Source organism: Sphingobacterium sp. Lzh-3 (assembly GCF_046764375.1).
In the GTDB taxonomy this organism is placed as follows: Bacteria; Bacteroidota; Bacteroidia; order Sphingobacteriales; family Sphingobacteriaceae; genus Sphingobacterium.
Genome location: NZ_CP177226.1, coordinates 2,633,238 through 2,650,999 on the forward strand (window position 1 = coordinate 2,633,238; position 17,762 = coordinate 2,650,999).

The window sequence follows — 17,762 nt, forward strand, 5'->3', positions numbered from 1 at the left end:
CCGTATTCCTAGACAGAATTTGTAGGCACTTCCCGTCAGGAAAGCTGCAATGCGGACGTCTTTATCCTAAATAATAAAGGGAGGAATGTATTAACAGAATTTTGGCGGCTGCCAGATGGAATTAAGGAAAGTATCGTCTATAAACTGATCGTTCCGTATGGGGGTAGTATTAATTTTCCTTGGGATGGAGTTGTTGTGAATTTCTACTTCTACAGTTGGCGGGCAGACAAAAACAGCATAGTATGAAGCCGTATGCATCATGAACGGGAGTTTCTGATCCTCGTCATAGTCGTCATCATGAGGATGGTTTTCCAGATGATCTCCATTATAGTGAATCTCTAAAAATTCGATGACGGATAACTGCGGATTTTTTGTTTTATGTTCAAAATAATGCTCTATCAACAATGGAAATCGCAGCAACTGCGCAAAATCAGTTGCTGAGGCGATATAGATCGTCAAAAAGCATATAGCAAACCATTTCTTCATCCTAAACAAAGTTATAAAAAAAGAATTGTGTTGTATCGTCAAATAATTTTTTTGGCGGATTTTTTTAGGTCTCCAATTCAAAAAACAGTTGAAAATCTCTGTTTTTCACAACCCTAGTCTTTTCGCTGATGTTCAATTTCTGAGGATGCATGTAAGGCCAAAAATATAGCTAAATTTAACTTAAATAAATGCCGAGGGCTGGTTTTACATTTGGCCCAAGCAGACTTCTACTCAAAAAGGCTCCATTCTCGGTTAATAATGCACCGCCCCTAAAAAGTTAGGCACTCTCTGGGGGCAGTGCGTAAAGGAGCCTTTTTATTTGAAAAAGAATTTAATTTAAATCCTCGTTGTTTTGTTATTTTAAAAACGTTGTCAAGCCTTTGCAATGATCCACATGGCTTCAGCTGCCTATTCGTGCTCTAGTGCTGACTTTTCGTAGGCGAGAAGTTCATCGGCGCATATTTTTCCGAATTTATCGGCCGCTAACGGACTATCTGCAGTAATTAATTTTCTGTCAACATGACAATCGCCGGCAATTTTTTTATTCAAAATTTCGATCCCAAGCTGTTTGAGTTTTTCGCCATAAAACCAGGGCATCTCGCCGGGCTGGTATCCACTTTCTGGCAAAGTCTTATCCATTTCATCAGGAAAGGAATTAATCTTATATCCCTTAAAAGGAAACTCAGCGTCTCCGCAATTTGCTACGCTTAAGAGCGCTGCGGGGCCATGGCAGATTGCCAATAGATATTTATCTTCCGCTACTACCCATTTGATAAGTTCTTTGACATCATTATTTTCAGGTAGTCCTAGCATTGCCCCATGTCCTCCTGGGATAAAAACGGCAACGTAATCAACATATCCTTTATTCTTGTCAGCTATAAAATCTCTCAGGTTGTGCGGGTTTGAAAATTGCGTATTATACTTGTCGAGGATTTTACCGATGTTTTCATCTTCATACGGCATAGCCCACATCTCAAATTTTACAGGAGCGCCTGTTGGTGTGTAGAAGTCAACCTCAAATCCGGCCTGTTCGAAATGAAGAACGGGAACCAGTGTTTCGACCGGATGATTGCCCGTTGAAAACTTCTTTCCATTTTTCATTGTCATATACCGTTCTTCTGTGCAGAGCACAAGAATCTTTTTCCGGGTGTCCTTGTTGATATCACTGTACTTTTTTTTACTGTAATTTGTCTTGGTCGTAACCATCGTTTTTCTTGAAAAAAAAGAAGGCTCGTAACCAATGCCGTCAAATACGGACTCTTTGCTCAAATCGTTTGAAAATAATGACATAATAGTATTTTTTATTGTTTGTCATTCGTGCTATTGATAAGCTTCGAATGTCAAACTTTCCACATTTTATAAATCTTTAAAAGATAACAATATCCAAACCCATGCTGTTTCGCTAAAATAATATTTGTAAAAAGGGATGAACAGCTCGTCCTAATATTCGTGATATTGGATATAATGGCCAACGTTCCTGAGTGCTGTTTGTCAGGATCCCAAAAAGTTCGTTTCGCAAACCTGTGCTATAGGACTATGCCGACTTCATACTGCCTCGCCATAAGTGGCCCGATGTTAAGAAAAAGACAGGCTAAAAAGTTCATGTCGTTCACCCGCAATTAAAAAATTATGTTGACGATTCATCAGCGGGCTGATTTTGTAAATCGGCCCCGCGCCGCGGGGCCTCAGGATATATTTTTAAAGATGGCAATTTTGATGAACTTTTTATCGGAATCAGAAATGTATGCTGGAGAAAGATTTATCACCGTTGGATTCTAATCCTTAGCTGCTGATTCTGACCCTTCCAGCCCCAACTAATTCGTAAAAACCATTACCCAGTGCACGTACAGATTGATACGATGATTTTACTTTTTGTTCTACATGTATTTTCTTTAAGTTATCCTTTGAAAAACCCAGAAGTCTCATGTGAGCCCTGAGTAGTGCACTGCCCTCCAGTCGAAAAGTAACGGAATTTTTGCCGATGCGGACGTTTGAAATCGGATAATTTATAAATACAGTGCCGCCCAGGTTGTCTATTTTGAAATATTGTCGCGGTATGATACCAAATGCCAGGCCGGCCCCGTATACTTCCTGACCGACTTCACCGCTTTTCTCCCAGCCGTCATATATGTCTTCAAGTGGAATCCATAAGTCCTTTTGTACCTCACCCGTTCTTGTTTCTTTGGCAATCATTTCTTGCGATAGAAGCGGAGGATAATAGTAAGCGAGTCTGCCCGTCGCATACTTGATAAATTCGGGGATTAATATTCTTAGCGATGGAAGAATTTCAATATCTGCTGCCGCTTCAAGATAATGATGTAGGGCAGCAAATACTTCCAGCTCTTCGTATGCCGCTGCATAGGGAGCATCTTTCAGGGGAAAAACAGAAAAGAAATAGGGGAAATTTTTGCCGTATCCATAATTACGGTCCCACAATTGGCAGTTGTTGAATATACCGGCAAGGCAGCAATAACTGAGCTCCAGGTAGTGCTTATCATTGGTCACCTTATACATCTCCACAAAGGCAGCTGCAGCAAATGCCGTGTTGTTCGCCTGATAGAATATATCAAAGGCCAGACCGTCTAATTTTTTAATCGCCCTGCTCGCTTCCAGCAGAAACCGCTTTTCTTTTGTCAGCTGCCAGGCTAGGAGCATAACGTGAGCGTACGAGCCCGGAACATCCTTTTCACCGCCGTTGCCTGGAGCCGTTTCAGCTTTTAATACCTCCAAGGTGGTCATTTTGTAAAAAACGGGCCATTTATAGTTAAAATTTCTTGCAACCTTTATCGCATAATCTATCGAATCCATAAACAGTTTTTTAGCCATCTTATCTCCCCGCAGTGCCAGTCGTGCAAGGTTTAACAAGGGGTGGTGTAGATACCAGGAATCCATTACCATCTCGCTCTTTTGATCCTCGGAATGATCCAGATCATCTTTTAACGAAGGGTGCCACCTGACCAAACTCTTTATAGATTTATCATAAAAATACCTGAGTCCATCAGAGAGTTCTTGCAGCATCGGGTGGCTCTGTCCGCTCCAGGTAAGATACTCATGCAATGGGAGTAGGACGGCAAGCTGCACCATGATCTCAGCAGGTGTTTTGTAGTCACCCACATAGGCATTCAGATAAGAGATGCCGTCCGTTTGAATCCAGCAGCCTTTATTGCTGGAAATATTATCCAGAATTTTCTCAGCTGTAGGTAGCCAATTATGCTGGCTGGGTTCGGGCTTAGGAAGGATAAGGTATATTGATGCGAGTAAATCAAGGTAACTTTCGACAATCTCGGTATCACTTTCTGGGATATTTTCATCAAACTGAACAAACGCATCGGAAATAATATATTCCTTGTTGGCCGGCAATGGCTTGTCGGCGTTGACGGGAAATTGGAACCCGAGCTCTGGCCATTCGCCGCCGACTGTTTCGCGGAGCGACACCTCAGTTTCCTGGCAGTAAGGGGACATGGCAGTCAGGTTCTGAAAATAAAATACAGAACCCGCTTTTGGCTTCGTCATACTGAAATAGAGCTGTCCCGATCGCGAGCCGACCTGTTTAGCATGTATTGTTCCTGCTGTATTTTCGCTATTTCCATCTTTAGTCAAGGGAACAATATCGCGTGGCCAGAAGGGGATTAGCAGCGGTAATTTTGTCCGTATTGTAGTGGTATAACGAAAGGTGGCTAGCGGACTTTCTGGAAAAAACAGTATGATTCGATAATAGGCCAATCTGGTTGAAGCAGTGATCAGGATCTCATCAGGAGCTTCGGAGATCGTCACTTTTTCGAACAGGCTATTCATTCCAAAGGCCAGCCTAAAGGCTATGCTTGCACCTGCTGGCCAAAAGACAATGAGCCAAATCGAATCGCCAACATTATGGATTTTGAGTTTGTATGCTTTTAGGTCTATTTCAAAAATAGGCACAGAATTCGAAATATCGGCTTGGACAGTTGCTGCCCAAGGAGTGACAGGATTTATCATCATGCAAATTTCTTATTCTTATTTTTATAACTGCTTGTCTTAATACAGGAAGGCGTGTAACGTCGCAATGGTTTTAACAATCGACGTTTATGTTACAACTACGTTGAAAAATGTATTTCTCCTGTTATTCAATTATGTTGAGGAAAGTTATAGGAGTTTAGGAGAAGGTTGAAATAATAAATGCCCGGATCGCCGGGCATTTATTACGTTTATGAAGCTGTCTCGTTTACCGACGAGACGGCTATTTCTGTGAGTAAGATGTCGGTTTGCTTTTCCTCATCGAGGGTTTGCTGGAGCAATTGCTCTGCTTCAGTGTGGTTCATCAGTTTTGCAAATGTGACCAGACAGCCGTAGCTCGCGATTTCATAATGCTCAACCTTTTGTGCCGCAGAAATAAGTGCCGCGTCTAGTGCTGGATCATCTTCAAAATTTTCGATGATTTCGTCAGCTTCCTCCAAAAGGCCTTCCATGGCTTTACATTTTTTACCGCGTGCAGCAATACCCAAAGCTCCAAATACCTCTTTCAGCCGCTCAATCTGTCCTTCAGTTTGGCTGTGGTGCTCCTCAAATGCTTGTTTCAATTGTTCGTCTTCTGCCGCCTTGCTCATTTTCTTTAAACCTTTTAAGAGCTGTTTCTCTGCGCCTAGAATATCTTTTAACTCGTCTACAAATAACTCGTGTAAATGCTCATTTGGCATTTGTTGCTGATTTTGATTCGATTTTGCCATAACTCTTTTTTGAAGATGGACATCAGTCAGGAGGATATCGTTTTCTTAAATTCTCACTAATGTCAGATAATTTGTAATAGTGGTTTAACTTGCATACTCACTACCGACGAGCGGAGCGGCTGTGATACGATGAAGGCGATAGACCGAGCAATATCCTCGGCATACAACATTTCCATCGCTTCGATTTTTTCGCGCTGTTCTTCGGGCGAATAGGGTTGCATATCGGTTCCGACAGCTCCCGGTTCAATAAGGGAAACCTGAATGCCCTTGGGGTTAAACTCCTTGCGTAAAGATTCTGTAAATGCTTGGATGCCGCCTTTTGAACAGACATAAACAGAACTTTGTGCCTCTCGGACATCTGCACTCATAGAGCCTACATTAACAATATGTCCTGATCCGTGGGGTTCCATCCTGGATATGGCCGCTTGTGAACAGCTCAGATAGGCAAGAATATTGAGACGTAATAAATAAGCCTGGTCCGAATATGTCCCTTCTTTAACCGATTGATAAGCAACGGCGGCATTGTTTATCAACAGATCCAACCGATCATACATACGGTCAAACTCCTGAAAGAGAGACCTGATTCCATCTTCTGTAGCCAAGTCTACAACGATACCGTTTAATGAGCCCGCGCATGTTATTTTATTGAAGTCTTCCAGTGTGTCTTCCAGCTGCCTTTGGTGATGACCACATATCAGAACGTGATTTCCCATCGATGCGAGCAATAATGCGGTGGCGCGACCAATGCCTGTTGTGCCACCGGTAATTAGTATATTTTTGTTGTTTATCCATTCTGGTAGGACAGCATTTTCATAATTTGTTGGATCCTTTATCATCATTTTTATAATTAGTGACTATTATAGCTTTGACGCGTTGGTTATTTCATAACATGAAAAGACAGTTTGATCTTAAATGGTTCTTCCATCGTTAGCTAACTCTTCGTCGTTCGCTTCCTCAAGTTCATCAATCTCTCTTTCGTCTTCTTCCTGTTCGTCAAGTTCAGGAAATTCATTTTCTTCTTCGTTTCCTAGTTCTTCGTTGATGCCTAAATCATCCTGATCGGGCATTTCTGGAGTTTCATCGGATTCATTTTCTGACAATTCCTCTTCAGGATTGTCTGGCACATCGTTCGGAAGATCCTCGGGGCCCTGCTGTGTGACAATTGCGAATGCAACGATAGGTATACCTTGATACCGATCCTGCGTAAGTTGGTTTTTTTTCATCTTTTAATAAATATATAAAGTGAACCTTCTTGGAATCGGTTTCGTTAACTGACAAACTACGCAATATAAGTCATTTACTACCTGAAATCACTGTAATAGTCTGATGAAGTACTTTAACTTCGGATATTAGGTTGTAGCAATAAAGATCTAAATGCATCGGAAGTTCATAATCCAGTTTTAATGATGGAAACTTTTTATAAAAATTATAAGGGAATGTTGACACGACAGAAATTGTATTATATATTTCATGGAAGGTAATAATACCTATACTTATAAGTAATTATTACAAATTTTAAAATATAGATTTAAAACTTTCTGGTTATGTAAAAATGGCAGGCTAATTGTTCTGAAATACATATAACACACGATTTTCTCTACTGCGATGTATAAAATATTACTTGTTGACGATCACACCTTGGTAAGGAACGGCTTTAGGCTCATTTTGGAGTCACATAAGCAGCTCTCCATTGTCGGGGAGGTGGGAAATGGAATTGAGGCGCTAGAGTTCTTAGATAAAAGCGAGGCACCTGATCTTATAATTACAGATCTCAAAATGGAAGAGATGAGTGGGATTACATTAATCCATAAAGTGAAGGCCAACTATCCTGAAATTGACGTTGCTGTTTTATCAATGGTCGAGGATAACAATACTGTTGCTGATGCATTTAGTGCGGGAGCAGTTGGCTTTTTATCGAAAAATTCGGATTATGACGAACTTGTTCAAGGTATATTCAACATATTACAGGGTAAAAGATATATTTCAATGGAAATAGGTCTATCCCTCCTCGATCATTTTCAGCTAAATAGACCCATTTATATCGATAAAGAAGCTGTCTATCATCGCTACGATATTTCTGAAAGGGAATTAATGGTTTTGGAACTTATCTCACGTGGTTTTACCAACGCTGAAATTGCAGATCAGATATTTCTGAGCAAACGTACAGTTGAGGGGCACCGGCAACAGCTGATTGATAAAACAAAAACAAAAAATACAGCTGATCTAGTGCGGTTCGCCTTTCAAAATAAACTGCTACAATAAATGCTTACGGTCAATAGCGGATTTAAGATTTGATATTCTGTGTAAATAAAAGGTCTGCTAAGGCTTAGAGGTTTAAATTAATAAGTATAAGATGGAACTCGATAAGGAAGTAATTCAACGTATTGGCAAGCTACTTGATCGTAAGACCGTCGCAACGGCCGAAAGTGTAACAGCCGGGCAGCTTCAGTTTATGCTGTCCCAGATCGAAAGTGCTGCAGCTAATTTTAAAGGTGGGATTACAGCTTACACGCTGGAAGAGAAAGTAAATTTATTAGGAATCGATGAAGATGAGGCCAGAGTATGTGATTGTGTGTCGTCTCAGATCGCCGAAGATATGGCACTGCAGGCGTCACACTTGTTCAATGCTGATTTTGGTATAGGTGTTACCGGTTATGCAACCCCAGTGGAAGAGTCACATTTTAAGCTGTATGCATATTTTGCAATATCCTATAAAATGCAGATAATCGTTTCCGAAAAAATAGCATTGAATAAAAATTTCTTAGGGGCGAAAGCACAGCAAAAATATGGCGAAAATATTTTGGTCACTTTTGAAGGGATACTTGCGAAGCTATTTTAGCGATTTGCGAAAAGACCTATTATCCGCATTAACCGAACGATAAACCGCGAGGAAAAATCATTTAATGTTTACAGCAAGCCTACTCATTTTTAGTGATTTTTCCTCGCAAATTTATCTTATGGTTTCAAAACTACTTTAACGCAATCTTCTTCTTTCTCATGGAAGATTTTATAGCCGTGCTCCGCTTCAGCGAGAGGGATGAGTTGTTTCGTCAAACCTTTAGGTGTTTGGTGATGTTCACGGTGAAAGAACAATTCATTAAATGAAGGTGGTTTCAGGTGATAATTTCGCGTTGTGAATGAAATTGCAAGGCAGGTTATCTTACTCGATTACTAAAAATTGAATAGCGGGTTACAACGATTATCAAATCTTTTAAGTGATGAAGAATAAGAAACAAACATATTTTTATAGGAACAGTCTTTCCATCGTATTTATTGTATTGTTTGTAACTGCGCTGGGCGCGCAGGCATTTTTTGGATGGAAAGAAAACAATGAGAATCTGAAAGATCTGGGGTCTCCAGAAATCATATTTTCTGCATATCTGAAAAGTGGTCATTTTTTCTCGTCAACATTTGAAAATTTCCAAAGCGAATTTCTGCAAATGGCGCTTTATGTCATGCTTACGATCTCTTTGCGGCAAGTGGGATCGGCTGAATCAAAAGATCCAGAAAAGCCTGAAGAAGTTGATCGTCTTCCTGATCCAACCCGAAAAGATGCACCAGGTCCAGTTAAGAAAGGGGGATGGCGTTTAATGCTTTACCAAAATTCCCTGTCGATTGTTTTTGTTATCCTATTTCTAGTAAGCTGGGCAGGCCATCTTTATGGTAGTTTTAAGGATGCCAACCTGCAGGAAAGCTTGCATGGCAAACCCGAAAAAAGTTTATTAGATTTTCTAGCTGAACCTCAGTTTTGGTTTGAAACTTTCCAGAACTGGCAAAGTGAATTTCTCTCGGTCGCTTCGATTGTAATATTAACAATATTTCTCCGACAAAAAGGATCTCCAGAATCTAAACCTGTGGACGCCGCTCATTTAGAAACAGGTAAGTAGATCAATCTATATCCGGGAAATACCTACCTTATAAAAAAAGGCCGGTGACATGAATCCCCGACCTTTATAACTACTAAAACAAACTAACTTAACCTGCTGAAGAACATAATTCTGATAGAATAGTTCATTATTTTTCAAAAAAAGGACTAATCTTTCGATTAGCCCCTTAACTAAATTATAGACAGATCCATTTAGGACCGGAAAATACGTTTAAAATGGCCAGGTCTAAAAACCTGACCATACAATTAAATCAATCAATCTGAACTGATACGTAACGATCGACAACAGATGGACAATTCTTTAAAGAGCTTGGTTTGATAAAAGTGAAAAAAGACCGAGCCTCAGTAGCAGCCATCCTTTTGCGAGATACATAAAACACGAAAGTATGGCAAATCAATGATTATATTTGAGTAATAAAAAGATTTAAAGATGATAAAATCAATGCGGACACCGATTATTACCATTGGAATTATAATAATGATTTTAAATTTGTTTGGCTGTTCTGAACGTACGAAGCAAAATAATAACAAGCCATCAATTCAGACTCCATTAACCGAGCAAATTATTGATACGACATCGGATGACATGTTATTGGAAGTCGTTTATGATAACCTCTTTCGTAAGTTATCTGCGACATATGATAAAGAATATGAAATCGTCTTGTCTTGGAACAAATCTAGACAAGCAATTTATATGATCAGCCAATTAGAAGCAGAAGTAAATAATGGTGGTTATAACCAGTTTTATTTTAATTCAAGCGGTCAATTTGCTGCTGCGCTGCTTACCAAAATTTCGTTTCGCGAGCTCGTCGAGTCGGGCTATGCCGACTTTGTACTGCAGCGCTTTGAGCGATCCCAAACTGCAGGCCGATCGCAGGCGCAATATGATCAATGCGCGTAGCGAACGTATCCTGGAAGATAAAAAGTCCTATTGGTACCTCTTGCGCAAGCAAGGTTGCCTTATCCCTGTGAGTGGTACCTTTGAGCATAGAGCTATATAGGCGGAAGTAGAAATGAGAAGCTAACAATAGCATGAAGTAAAAACAGGGGGACAGAAATCTGTCTTACCAAAAGTTTCTGTCAGCCTTTTCTTGTACTTCTCAGTTACCTTATAAATTTTAATGTCACATAAATAAGATTAAAACAAATACTTAGCAAAATGGAATTTTCACCGTTCAACAATATCGTTAAATTATGCTTGCAAGGAATGGAGATGGAGGATAATGGCAACCCTGAAGAAGCAATCAAGTTTTTTCTTAAAGGCTTTTCTGAAGCTTCAGATGATTTTGAAAAATTTCTTGCTGCACACTACGTTTCCCGCCATCAAAAAACTGTTTCTGAAACATTAATGTGGCTTGAAACAACATTGCAGTTTGCATTAAATATAAATGATGCTACTGTGGAAAGTGCGCTTCCTTCTCTTTATACAAAAATTGCAAAATGTTATGAAGAACTGGGTAACATTTCAAAGGCAAACGAAAACTATGAGCTAGCGATTTCGTTCAAAAATAACCCCTCAGATAAAGGTCCATTTTATCACGGAACTAAAGCAGATTTACAAATTGGCGATTTACTCATCCCGGGAGGTAATTCAAACTATAAATCTGATTTTAAAATGAATCATATTTATTTCACTGCACTTCTTAATGGAGCCGGTCTTGCTGCTGCATTAGCGAAAGGTGAAAGTAAAGAACGAGTGTATATTATTGAACCTACAGGACACTTTGAAAACGATCCAAATCTTACGGACAAAAAATTCCCGGGCAACCCCACTCGTTCATATCGTTCAGATGCCCCTTTGAAAATTATTGGTGAAGTAGCAGATTGGATTAGGCCAAAGCCAGAAGACCTTAAAAAATTCCGTGAAAAATTGGAGAATAGCAAAGGAGATATTATCAATTGATGTTGACAAACAAAAATACGAGCTCTTGCCTATTGCGTATCATACTTGCACTAATCACTGCATCAAAATATTTTACTATAATCAATACAATGAATAAATTAAAAGAATATGGCACGATCAAAGCCTAGGAGAGGATCCCGGCACCTGTAGTTATCTGACTAACTATTCAGACTGTGATTATAGAAGAAGATAAAAATACAGAATTGAAGATCATGAAGAAGAAATATATACTTATAATTGCAATAGTTTTATCCTGTATCTCGGTTGTATTTTCACAGGGAATTGTGGAAAGGCCTACTCAGCTTGAAAATGACTTTAATGTTCTATTGTCACATAAAAGAAACTATGAAAAATTTGATAGTTTATCTAAAAAAAGTGCTGAATGGAATCCAAAACGAGACTCACTTTACAAGTTGTATACGCAAAAAGCAGAATCTATTCGCCAAGATCCGAAATATCTAGCACATATCAATAATGCTATTGCCTCAGGAAAAAGTGGTTACATCGGACCCAAAAGAATATTGTATGATTATGTCGATAGCGCTTTACCATTTGATCCGGACATACACTTTATCGACCGATTGGAATTATATAAGCTGATAAAAATCTATGTCATTGAGAAAGGTACTTTATTGCCAAAACATACTAATATGTATAAAGAAGACGGAGATAAAAGCTTCAAAAGCCTGTACTTTCAAAAGTAAATAGAAATAGGATAGCAAGGTGTTCTTCAGGTTATCAATAGTCTAAAACGGACTAAGATAAATTCTTAATCCGTTTTAGACTATTCAATATTTAGTTTTCAAAATGATTATAACAGGTTTGTTCGCGTATTTAAACTACTCACTGAGACTGTAACATGAACTGTGTCAGAGGAATAATTCAATAAGATTATTCATATTCAATTATTCAAACGACACGATCATGAAAGAAATAATCGTATCATCTAAATCTTAAACGATATTCCCGTAACTATTGCCGCGATCGAATAATATATCGCCCACTCCATTGATCTTATTGTTAGTGCCATTGTCATAGCAATTCCAGCCAATGTAATCAGTATTAAAGTCATTTTGATCCAATTGGTATTGAGTGTGTTGCTCTTTAACCAGCTGAATGCCAATGTGTAACATATAAACGTCGGAATAGAATAAACTGCGCTATAGTAAAGAAAAAGCAGCGAAAAGAGGATTGTTTGGCTAATACCAGGAGAATTTAGCGGGTTAAATCCTGGAGATATAGTCACAAGTATACTACCCAATAGTAGGGTACCCATCCAGTGCTTAAAAACATAAGACCATCGTAGACTGTGCAACATAATCAATTTAGGTAACTCGAAAACTTAAAAAACTTTCGAGTTTGTGTTAATTATCTAAATTACTAAAATTCTTTTATAAAAGTTTCTAAATATTTTGTTGCAGCTATCTCACAGAGCGGTTGTGCTTTTAATATGTTAATTTAATATTGAATTAACATAATTTTAATCTAATTTACACTGCTTAATATTCATTAACACAAGTTGTTGTTAGCTTTGAAACAATTAAAAAGCAAACTTATGTTAAGGAAAGTAGTATTTTACGGAATGGTCCTGATGGTGGGAGTGTCCATAGCTTCATGTTCAAAAGATGAAAAAACAGAATCGGATGCAGGGGCGGTTATTGAAACCGGTACAGCGATCAACATTAGTTCGACATCAAAAAGCGGTCCGGTTGAAGGGAGCCAGGAGACTGGAGCAGACGACGACGATCTTGTTGCAAGCTCCACTTTCAACAGTACCGTAAAGATAAACTTCGATGGCAATTCGGCTACTATCGAAAATGCAGTTTCAGGGGTTACTGTTACCCAATCTGGAGCTGATGTTGTTGTAAATTCTTCAGCAAGTGGTATTGCCTATGAGCTTACCGGCTCAACAACAAGTGGGTCATTCAAGATCTATTCAGATAAGAAATTCAAGGTCACCTTAAATGGGGTCTCTATTACAAATAACGACGGGCCTGCAATCAATATTCAGTCCGGAAAAAGAGCATTTATAGTACTTGCCGATGGGACAGAAAACAAGCTTACAGATGCGGCTACGTATGCCACATCTACCGAAGATCAAAAAGGTACAATTTTCAGTGAGGGTCAATTGATATTTTCTGGGACGGGGGCACTTACTGTTTCTGGCAAAACTAAGCATGCAATAGCCAGCGACGATTATATACGGATTGTGGAAGGTACTATTCAAGTTTCCGATGCTATTTCGGATGGCTTACACAGTAACGACGGTATTTATATTGATGGCGGGAAAGTAAATATCGTGGCAAGTTCCGATGGTATTGAAGCTGAAAAAGGAAGGATTATTGTCAATGGAGGAGAAATCACCTTAAAAGTTGCTGACGATGGGATTGTTGCTTCTTACGAAGATGGAGACACGACTATAATACCCGATGTAATTATAAATGGCGGAAAAATAAATATCGAAACCACTGGATCAGGAGGGGAGGGGATTGAAAGCAAGGCGAGCCTTAGCATCAATAATGGTGAAATTTACATCAAAGCTATTGATGATGCGATCAACGCCGGCAAAGCAATTTATATCAATGGAGGGACAATCGTTGCCTATAGTACCACAAACGATGGTATAGATTCTAATGGAACGATGACTATTACAGGAGGACATATATTTGCTATCGGTGCAAAGAGTCCAGAAGAAGGGTTCGATTGCGATAACAATACCTTTAAGATTACCGGCGGACTTATGGTCGGAGTGGGCGGAGCCACAAGTTCTCCAACGGCAAGTGTTTCTACACAGCCTTCGGCTATTTTGAGTGGCGGTACCGCCAACCAGATCTATAGTGTTCTTGACAAGGATAATAATGAGGTATTAACATTTAAATCGCCTGTTTCTTTTTCAACATTATTGGTCTCTAATGGAAGCTTTTCAGTAGGAGCGTCTTACAAGCTCGTAAGTGTATCTTCCGTTGCCGATGCCAATGCGTTTAACGGACTATACTTGGGTGGAAAATTTAGCAATCCAGTGGTTACTTCATCGTTTACATTATCAGCTATGGTGAGTAATTTGGGCGGAAGTATTGGCCCAGGTGGTGGCAGATAACGGTCAACTTTTGAACAATATTTTTAACGAAATGAACAACAGTTATTTCAACTATTCTTGCGAACTTTGATTTAGATTGAAGCCCGAAGCTGGTCAGCATCTAGATCAAGCGGACATCTAGCCCAAACTGCCTCCCTTAACGATTAATAAGGGAGGCAGTTTAATTCAACTCGGTTCGAAGCCTTAGCGGGGCTCCTCGATCCCAAGTTAACGTTGTATTCAGCTTATATCCTCCTACCTTAATTTATATCTTACTCCAAAATTCAAATAATTGGGATCAAATACATCTTCATCAATATAATATTTTGCTTTATAACCAGCATAAATCTGCAGTTTTTTTGCAATAGCGAGTTCGATACCAATTTGTACATTTAATGGTATGTAAGTTTCCTTTATCCTCGTTTCAGATTGTTTCCATTTCTCGCTGTAAAATTCTGCTCCGACCCCTGCATTTGTGTAAGCTTTGAAGATCTTGTTAAAATTGATCAGATCGTAACTATAATCAGCACCAATAAATGTAATGTTTGCCGTACTGTATCCAATATTTCCTAAAATATAATTTCTATCCTTAAGACCATATTTAGCTTGAAAACCATAAAAGAAATCATAAGCAGGAGATTCGAGTAACAAGTCACTATTTGCACCTACAGATAGGGAATTTTTCTGAGAATATCCTAGAAATGAGGTACAAGAGAAGACGATTAAAAAAACATATTTCATAAATTTAATGGTAAGAAGTTCCAATGGTATAAGGTAAAGTCCAATTTAATCCTTTTTCTGAATAAATTGCCCAATTATTTCCTAATTTGTTCAAGTCGGAGAAAATAAAATTTCTGTCAAAAGTTTTGGTGGTTATATACGATCCTATATCAAAGTATCCATCGGAAAGAATATAGATTTCCAGATTATCAGATGGAATCTTGAGGTGACTGGCATTAATTTGTGTATTCATGAGAGTAATGCAATTAATTAGCGTTTTGTTTTGTTTAAAAAAGGGAATATTCGTGGTGCTAATCCAGCCAAAACATGTCCCATTTCTGGAATGTTTATTATGGTAAAGTCCTCGATAATATTTTGCAATCTAGCGGCAATTTCCTGAGTAGAGCGGATTACATCCTGTTCTCCGCCGATGAATAACACAGGCATTGTCAAACGGCTGAGCTCATCATCTGAAAAAATATATTCTTTTTCTATCCTCGCATTAAAATTGGTTTGTATTAAATCCATAAATGCTACAATTCTTTGCTCTACACGCTGGCTTCCCAAGACCAATCTATTAATTTTGATACGTCCAGTTGCTCCCAAAAGGGAATAGAGTAGGGCTTTTATGATAAATTTTGATTTGGTAGGAACTACTCCTGCAGGTGTCAGCAAAATCAGCCGGTCGACTAATTCAGGAAAGCTTATTGCAAAGCGTAATGCCAACCAGCCGCCTTGCGATAATCCGATTATTTTAGCCTTGCTGATATTGAGCCTGTCGAAAATCTCTTTTAGCCATGCTGCGAAATCTATTGTTTCATAAGAAGGTCTGGTTTCTGCACTCTTTCCTGCTTCTCCGATAATGTCTATTGCTATGACTTTATATTGTTTTGAATATTCGGCTATGTCGGATAACCATGACGTTGCATTAGAAGACGCGCCATGCAGTAAGATGACGATTTCTTGGTGTTGACTTCCTGCCTCCAAAAAATGGGTGTCACCAAAAGTTGTTTTCAAGACATTGGTTTTCAAATTCGATGACGAGTTCGTTATTGCATCGTCGTAAGCCCGGATAATTTTGTTTTTTCCTTCAGGGCTTTTAAAGACCGTTTTATTCATAAATATTTCTGTATATAATGTTGTTGTATAATAAGAACTGCATTACCGCCCTTTCGCTTTATCACCTCTTAAAGTCATGACCGTACTTGTTATCATAGCGGCTCTTTTGCCATCACTCCGAAAAATATCGCATTGATAATGGCTTAAGTTTTTTCCACTATGTAATGGTGATGCTTTGGCAGTGAGTATATCCTCGAAAACGGGTCGGTAAAAATTGATTTTTAATTCTACGGATGTAAAAGTTTCGCCTTCCTGAACCACGGTAGAATGCGCGGTTCCAATGGCTGCGTCTGCCAGTTCACAAAGCAGACCTCCGTGAATAGTTCCCTGTTGGTTACCATGCTTTTCTTTTGTAGCATTGATCTGTAAAGTAGCTGTACCTAAACCAGCCTCTATAATGTTTATGTCCAATGTTTTTGATATCGGTGTCGGATAATGCATGTGTGTATGCATATCGCCGGTAATTTCACTTTTTATCAATTTATTCAGGTAATCTAGTATTGATAGTTTTGCCATCTACGGAATTATTGTATTTATATAAAATAAACCAGCCAGTCTTTTTTTTAATAAAAAATTATATTGTTTTACACGGTTCCTATTATTGACTTTATGGTGTCTAAATGGTGCAAATCATGCTCTGCAACAAAATGCATCAGGTCAATGATATTCATGGGTTGTTGTAACCTCGGATGCATACTTGTCTTCAATAAGTCTTCTTCACTCAATTTCTGAAGCATTACAATTGTTTTTTCTCTTTCGCTGACCAGATCGTTAATAAGCTCTTCAACCACCATTTTGTTGAAAGAAGATTGATCAGTTGCTGTATTGCTTAAATCGGCAGTGGACATATCCGGTTTTCCTTCCTTTATATCTCTAAAACGGATTCGCCATAGATCTTCTAAAAGGATTAAATGTCCTATATTCTCATTGACAGACCATTTATCTCCCATTTTGCGGGTTGAAACTTCTACAGGACAACGTTTCAGCACTCGATTTAAAACGGCCGGAAAATCTTCAAGGAGTTTTAGAAATTCGTCAAAATATTCCGAGCCTGTGTTTGAGTCAAATTGTCGATCGAACCATCTGACAAATGATTGTGGCTTTACTTCTTGCATTACTATAAATTTATAGGTTATTACTGCTTATCCATTCTTTGGCAGGTATTATCCACTCGTCTAATGCCCTGAATAGAAAACCGTGTTCCAGACCTGTGTTGAGAGTAATTTCTTTAAAAGATTTTAAATCAGAATTTTTAAACCTAAGTTGCCTTGATAATAACTCAGCGTCAACATCGGTTTTTTCATTAATCGATAAAATCTTCCCGTAGAGCCTGAACTCATGATCTTTATTCATCGAATCATTTTTAAAGCTTGCACCAATGAAAACAAATTTCAAATCTGGATTTTTGGCATAATAGGAGATATATTGAGCGATATAAGCTCCCTGAGACGTTCCAACAATTGAAATATGGTCATAAGAAACTCCATCGCTGTGTAAGCTGTCAATTTTAAGAATCATTTTCTTTGCATATATCTCGGGATTAGTGCCGGGCTTTCTTTTTTCAGATAGTATGACAGAATTTTTAGATTGAAGTTTTTCTAAAATAGCTGTATATGCCGCTGGTCCGTATTTAGGATGGGATTCATTTAGCGAATGTCCTTCCAAAAATTTATTATGCAAAAAAAATACATACTTTTTTTGAGTACTATTTTGAGCATTAGTAGCAAACGGAAGAAATGACAGATAAAGAATTATTAATCTAAGAAACATATATAAATTTGAATAACCAGCGTATTTTAAGTTAGGAACAATATAAAATTTTATTGTTCCTTATCCATAAAATGCCTTTTTGAGGCTCTTAATGCATAC

Annotated in this window: 21 protein-coding genes; 8 read left to right on the plus strand and 13 right to left on the minus strand. The window is 38.5% G+C overall.

Annotation, left to right across the window (positions count from 1 at the left end):
- Positions 1 to 90: 90 nt before the first annotated feature.
- From ACLCDV_RS10785 to ACLCDV_RS10810, 6 genes are all read right to left on the minus strand, one after another.
- Entirely contained in the window at positions 91 to 486 is a 396-nt protein-coding gene (locus ACLCDV_RS10785; RefSeq protein ID WP_411973649.1) for a hypothetical protein, read from the minus strand.
- Positions 487 to 894: 408 nt separating this feature from the next.
- Positions 895 to 1,776, minus strand: a complete 882-nt coding sequence (locus ACLCDV_RS10790; RefSeq protein ID WP_411973650.1) for a DJ-1/PfpI family protein — start codon at positions 1,774 to 1,776, stop codon at positions 895 to 897.
- Between the two features lie 492 nt (positions 1,777 to 2,268).
- Complete coding sequence (locus tag ACLCDV_RS10795) at positions 2,269 to 4,464, minus strand: hypothetical protein (RefSeq protein ID WP_411973651.1); 2,196 nt, start codon at positions 4,462 to 4,464, stop codon at positions 2,269 to 2,271.
- A gap of 206 nt (positions 4,465 to 4,670) precedes the next feature.
- A complete protein-coding gene (locus tag ACLCDV_RS10800) occupies positions 4,671 to 5,189 on the minus strand; it encodes a ferritin-like domain-containing protein (RefSeq protein WP_286736303.1) in 519 nt (172 codons plus the stop codon).
- Between the two features lie 62 nt (positions 5,190 to 5,251).
- The gene (locus ACLCDV_RS10805; RefSeq protein WP_411973652.1) at positions 5,252 to 6,028 is read right to left on the minus strand and encodes an SDR family oxidoreductase; all 777 of its coding nucleotides are present in this window, start codon (positions 6,026 to 6,028) and stop codon (positions 5,252 to 5,254) included.
- 69 nt (positions 6,029 to 6,097) lie between these two features.
- The gene (locus ACLCDV_RS10810; RefSeq protein WP_411973653.1) at positions 6,098 to 6,412 is read right to left on the minus strand and encodes a hypothetical protein; all 315 of its coding nucleotides are present in this window, start codon (positions 6,410 to 6,412) and stop codon (positions 6,098 to 6,100) included.
- 382 nt (positions 6,413 to 6,794) lie between these two features.
- On the opposite strand from ACLCDV_RS10810, the gene ACLCDV_RS10815 reads away from it, so the two are divergent.
- The 7 genes from ACLCDV_RS10815 (at position 6,795) to ACLCDV_RS10845 (ending at position 11,682) form a co-directional block, all read left to right on the plus strand.
- A complete protein-coding gene (locus tag ACLCDV_RS10815) occupies positions 6,795 to 7,451 on the plus strand; it encodes a response regulator (RefSeq protein ID WP_411973654.1) in 657 nt (218 codons plus the stop codon).
- A gap of 91 nt (positions 7,452 to 7,542) precedes the next feature.
- Positions 7,543 to 8,028, plus strand: a complete 486-nt coding sequence (locus ACLCDV_RS10820; RefSeq protein ID WP_411973655.1) for a CinA family protein — start codon at positions 7,543 to 7,545, stop codon at positions 8,026 to 8,028.
- 379 nt (positions 8,029 to 8,407) lie between these two features.
- Complete coding sequence (locus tag ACLCDV_RS10825) at positions 8,408 to 9,076, plus strand: DUF6766 family protein (RefSeq protein WP_411973656.1); 669 nt, start codon at positions 8,408 to 8,410, stop codon at positions 9,074 to 9,076.
- 429 nt (positions 9,077 to 9,505) lie between these two features.
- Positions 9,506 to 9,976, plus strand: coding sequence for a DUF4375 domain-containing protein (locus tag ACLCDV_RS10830; RefSeq protein WP_411973657.1), 471 nt, complete (start codon positions 9,506 to 9,508; stop codon positions 9,974 to 9,976).
- Positions 9,960 to 10,076, plus strand: coding sequence for a hypothetical protein (locus ACLCDV_RS10835; protein WP_411973658.1), 117 nt, complete (start codon positions 9,960 to 9,962; stop codon positions 10,074 to 10,076). The genes ACLCDV_RS10830 and ACLCDV_RS10835 overlap by 17 nt, the downstream gene beginning before the upstream one ends.
- Before the next feature lie 347 nt (positions 10,077 to 10,423).
- Entirely contained in the window at positions 10,424 to 10,978 is a 555-nt protein-coding gene (gene arr / locus ACLCDV_RS10840) for an NAD(+)--rifampin ADP-ribosyltransferase (protein ID WP_411973939.1), read from the plus strand.
- A gap of 173 nt (positions 10,979 to 11,151) precedes the next feature.
- Positions 11,152 to 11,682, plus strand: coding sequence for a hypothetical protein (locus tag ACLCDV_RS10845; RefSeq protein ID WP_411973659.1), 531 nt, complete (start codon positions 11,152 to 11,154; stop codon positions 11,680 to 11,682).
- 249 nt (positions 11,683 to 11,931) lie between these two features.
- On the opposite strand, the gene ACLCDV_RS10850 is transcribed toward ACLCDV_RS10845, so the two are convergent.
- Positions 11,932 to 12,111 carry a hypothetical protein gene (locus tag ACLCDV_RS10850; protein WP_411973660.1) on the minus strand — a complete coding sequence of 60 codons (180 nt, stop codon included), beginning with the start codon at positions 12,109 to 12,111 and terminating at the stop codon, positions 11,932 to 11,934.
- Positions 12,112 to 12,533: 422 nt separating this feature from the next.
- Here ACLCDV_RS10850 and ACLCDV_RS10855 point away from each other — a divergent pair, with 422 nt between their 5' ends.
- Positions 12,534 to 14,075, plus strand: coding sequence for a carbohydrate-binding domain-containing protein (locus ACLCDV_RS10855; protein WP_411973661.1), 1,542 nt, complete (start codon positions 12,534 to 12,536; stop codon positions 14,073 to 14,075).
- Between the two features lie 234 nt (positions 14,076 to 14,309).
- Here the strand turns inward: ACLCDV_RS10855 and ACLCDV_RS10860 are convergent, their stop codons facing one another.
- The 6 genes from ACLCDV_RS10860 to ACLCDV_RS10885 form a co-directional block, all read right to left on the minus strand.
- Positions 14,310 to 14,795 carry a hypothetical protein gene (locus ACLCDV_RS10860; RefSeq protein ID WP_411973662.1) on the minus strand — a complete coding sequence of 162 codons (486 nt, stop codon included), beginning with the start codon at positions 14,793 to 14,795 and terminating at the stop codon, positions 14,310 to 14,312.
- Positions 14,796 to 14,799: 4 nt separating this feature from the next.
- A complete protein-coding gene (locus ACLCDV_RS10865) occupies positions 14,800 to 15,027 on the minus strand; it encodes a hypothetical protein (protein ID WP_411973663.1) in 228 nt (75 codons plus the stop codon).
- A 17-nt stretch (positions 15,028 to 15,044) separates the two neighbouring features.
- The gene (locus tag ACLCDV_RS10870) at positions 15,045 to 15,791 is read right to left on the minus strand and encodes an alpha/beta fold hydrolase (protein WP_411973664.1); all 747 of its coding nucleotides are present in this window, start codon (positions 15,789 to 15,791) and stop codon (positions 15,045 to 15,047) included.
- 144 nt (positions 15,792 to 15,935) lie between these two features.
- The gene (locus ACLCDV_RS10875; RefSeq protein ID WP_411973665.1) at positions 15,936 to 16,409 is read right to left on the minus strand and encodes a PaaI family thioesterase; all 474 of its coding nucleotides are present in this window, start codon (positions 16,407 to 16,409) and stop codon (positions 15,936 to 15,938) included.
- A 68-nt stretch (positions 16,410 to 16,477) separates the two neighbouring features.
- Positions 16,478 to 17,008 carry a DinB family protein gene (locus ACLCDV_RS10880; protein WP_411973666.1) on the minus strand — a complete coding sequence of 177 codons (531 nt, stop codon included), beginning with the start codon at positions 17,006 to 17,008 and terminating at the stop codon, positions 16,478 to 16,480.
- Positions 17,009 to 17,018: 10 nt separating this feature from the next.
- Positions 17,019 to 17,663, minus strand: coding sequence for a hypothetical protein (locus ACLCDV_RS10885; protein WP_411973667.1), 645 nt, complete (start codon positions 17,661 to 17,663; stop codon positions 17,019 to 17,021).
- Positions 17,664 to 17,762 lie beyond the last annotated feature (99 nt).

Excerpts from the sequence above, each read along its gene's own strand:
- ACLCDV_RS10785 (WP_411973649.1), bottom strand. The coding sequence starts at position 486 with ATGAAGAAATGGTTTGCTATATGCTTTTTGACGATCTATATCGCCTCA.
- ACLCDV_RS10790 (WP_411973650.1), bottom strand. The coding sequence starts at position 1,776 with ATGTCATTATTTTCAAACGATTTGAGCAAAGAGTCCGTATTTGACGGC.
- ACLCDV_RS10795 (WP_411973651.1), bottom strand. The coding sequence starts at position 4,464 with ATGATGATAAATCCTGTCACTCCTTGGGCAGCAACTGTCCAAGCCGAT.
- ACLCDV_RS10800 (WP_286736303.1), bottom strand. The coding sequence starts at position 5,189 with ATGGCAAAATCGAATCAAAATCAGCAACAAATGCCAAATGAGCATTTA.
- ACLCDV_RS10805 (WP_411973652.1), bottom strand. The coding sequence starts at position 6,028 with ATGATGATAAAGGATCCAACAAATTATGAAAATGCTGTCCTACCAGAA.
- ACLCDV_RS10810 (WP_411973653.1), bottom strand. The coding sequence starts at position 6,412 with ATGAAAAAAAACCAACTTACGCAGGATCGGTATCAAGGTATACCTATC.
- ACLCDV_RS10815 (WP_411973654.1), top strand. The coding sequence starts at position 6,795 with ATGTATAAAATATTACTTGTTGACGATCACACCTTGGTAAGGAACGGC.
- ACLCDV_RS10820 (WP_411973655.1), top strand. The coding sequence starts at position 7,543 with ATGGAACTCGATAAGGAAGTAATTCAACGTATTGGCAAGCTACTTGAT.
- ACLCDV_RS10825 (WP_411973656.1), top strand. The coding sequence starts at position 8,408 with ATGAAGAATAAGAAACAAACATATTTTTATAGGAACAGTCTTTCCATC.
- ACLCDV_RS10830 (WP_411973657.1), top strand. The coding sequence starts at position 9,506 with ATGATAAAATCAATGCGGACACCGATTATTACCATTGGAATTATAATA.
- ACLCDV_RS10835 (WP_411973658.1), top strand. The coding sequence starts at position 9,960 with ATGATCAATGCGCGTAGCGAACGTATCCTGGAAGATAAAAAGTCCTAT.
- arr (WP_411973939.1), top strand. The coding sequence starts at position 10,424 with ATGTGGCTTGAAACAACATTGCAGTTTGCATTAAATATAAATGATGCT.
- ACLCDV_RS10850 (WP_411973660.1), bottom strand. The coding sequence starts at position 12,111 with ATGTTACACATTGGCATTCAGCTGGTTAAAGAGCAACACACTCAATAC.
- ACLCDV_RS10855 (WP_411973661.1), top strand. The coding sequence starts at position 12,534 with ATGTTAAGGAAAGTAGTATTTTACGGAATGGTCCTGATGGTGGGAGTG.
- ACLCDV_RS10860 (WP_411973662.1), bottom strand. The coding sequence starts at position 14,795 with ATGAAATATGTTTTTTTAATCGTCTTCTCTTGTACCTCATTTCTAGGA.
- ACLCDV_RS10865 (WP_411973663.1), bottom strand. The coding sequence starts at position 15,027 with ATGAATACACAAATTAATGCCAGTCACCTCAAGATTCCATCTGATAAT.
- ACLCDV_RS10875 (WP_411973665.1), bottom strand. The coding sequence starts at position 16,409 with ATGGCAAAACTATCAATACTAGATTACCTGAATAAATTGATAAAAAGT.
- ACLCDV_RS10880 (WP_411973666.1), bottom strand. The coding sequence starts at position 17,008 with ATGCAAGAAGTAAAGCCACAATCATTTGTCAGATGGTTCGATCGACAA.
- ACLCDV_RS10885 (WP_411973667.1), bottom strand. The coding sequence starts at position 17,663 with ATGTTTCTTAGATTAATAATTCTTTATCTGTCATTTCTTCCGTTTGCT.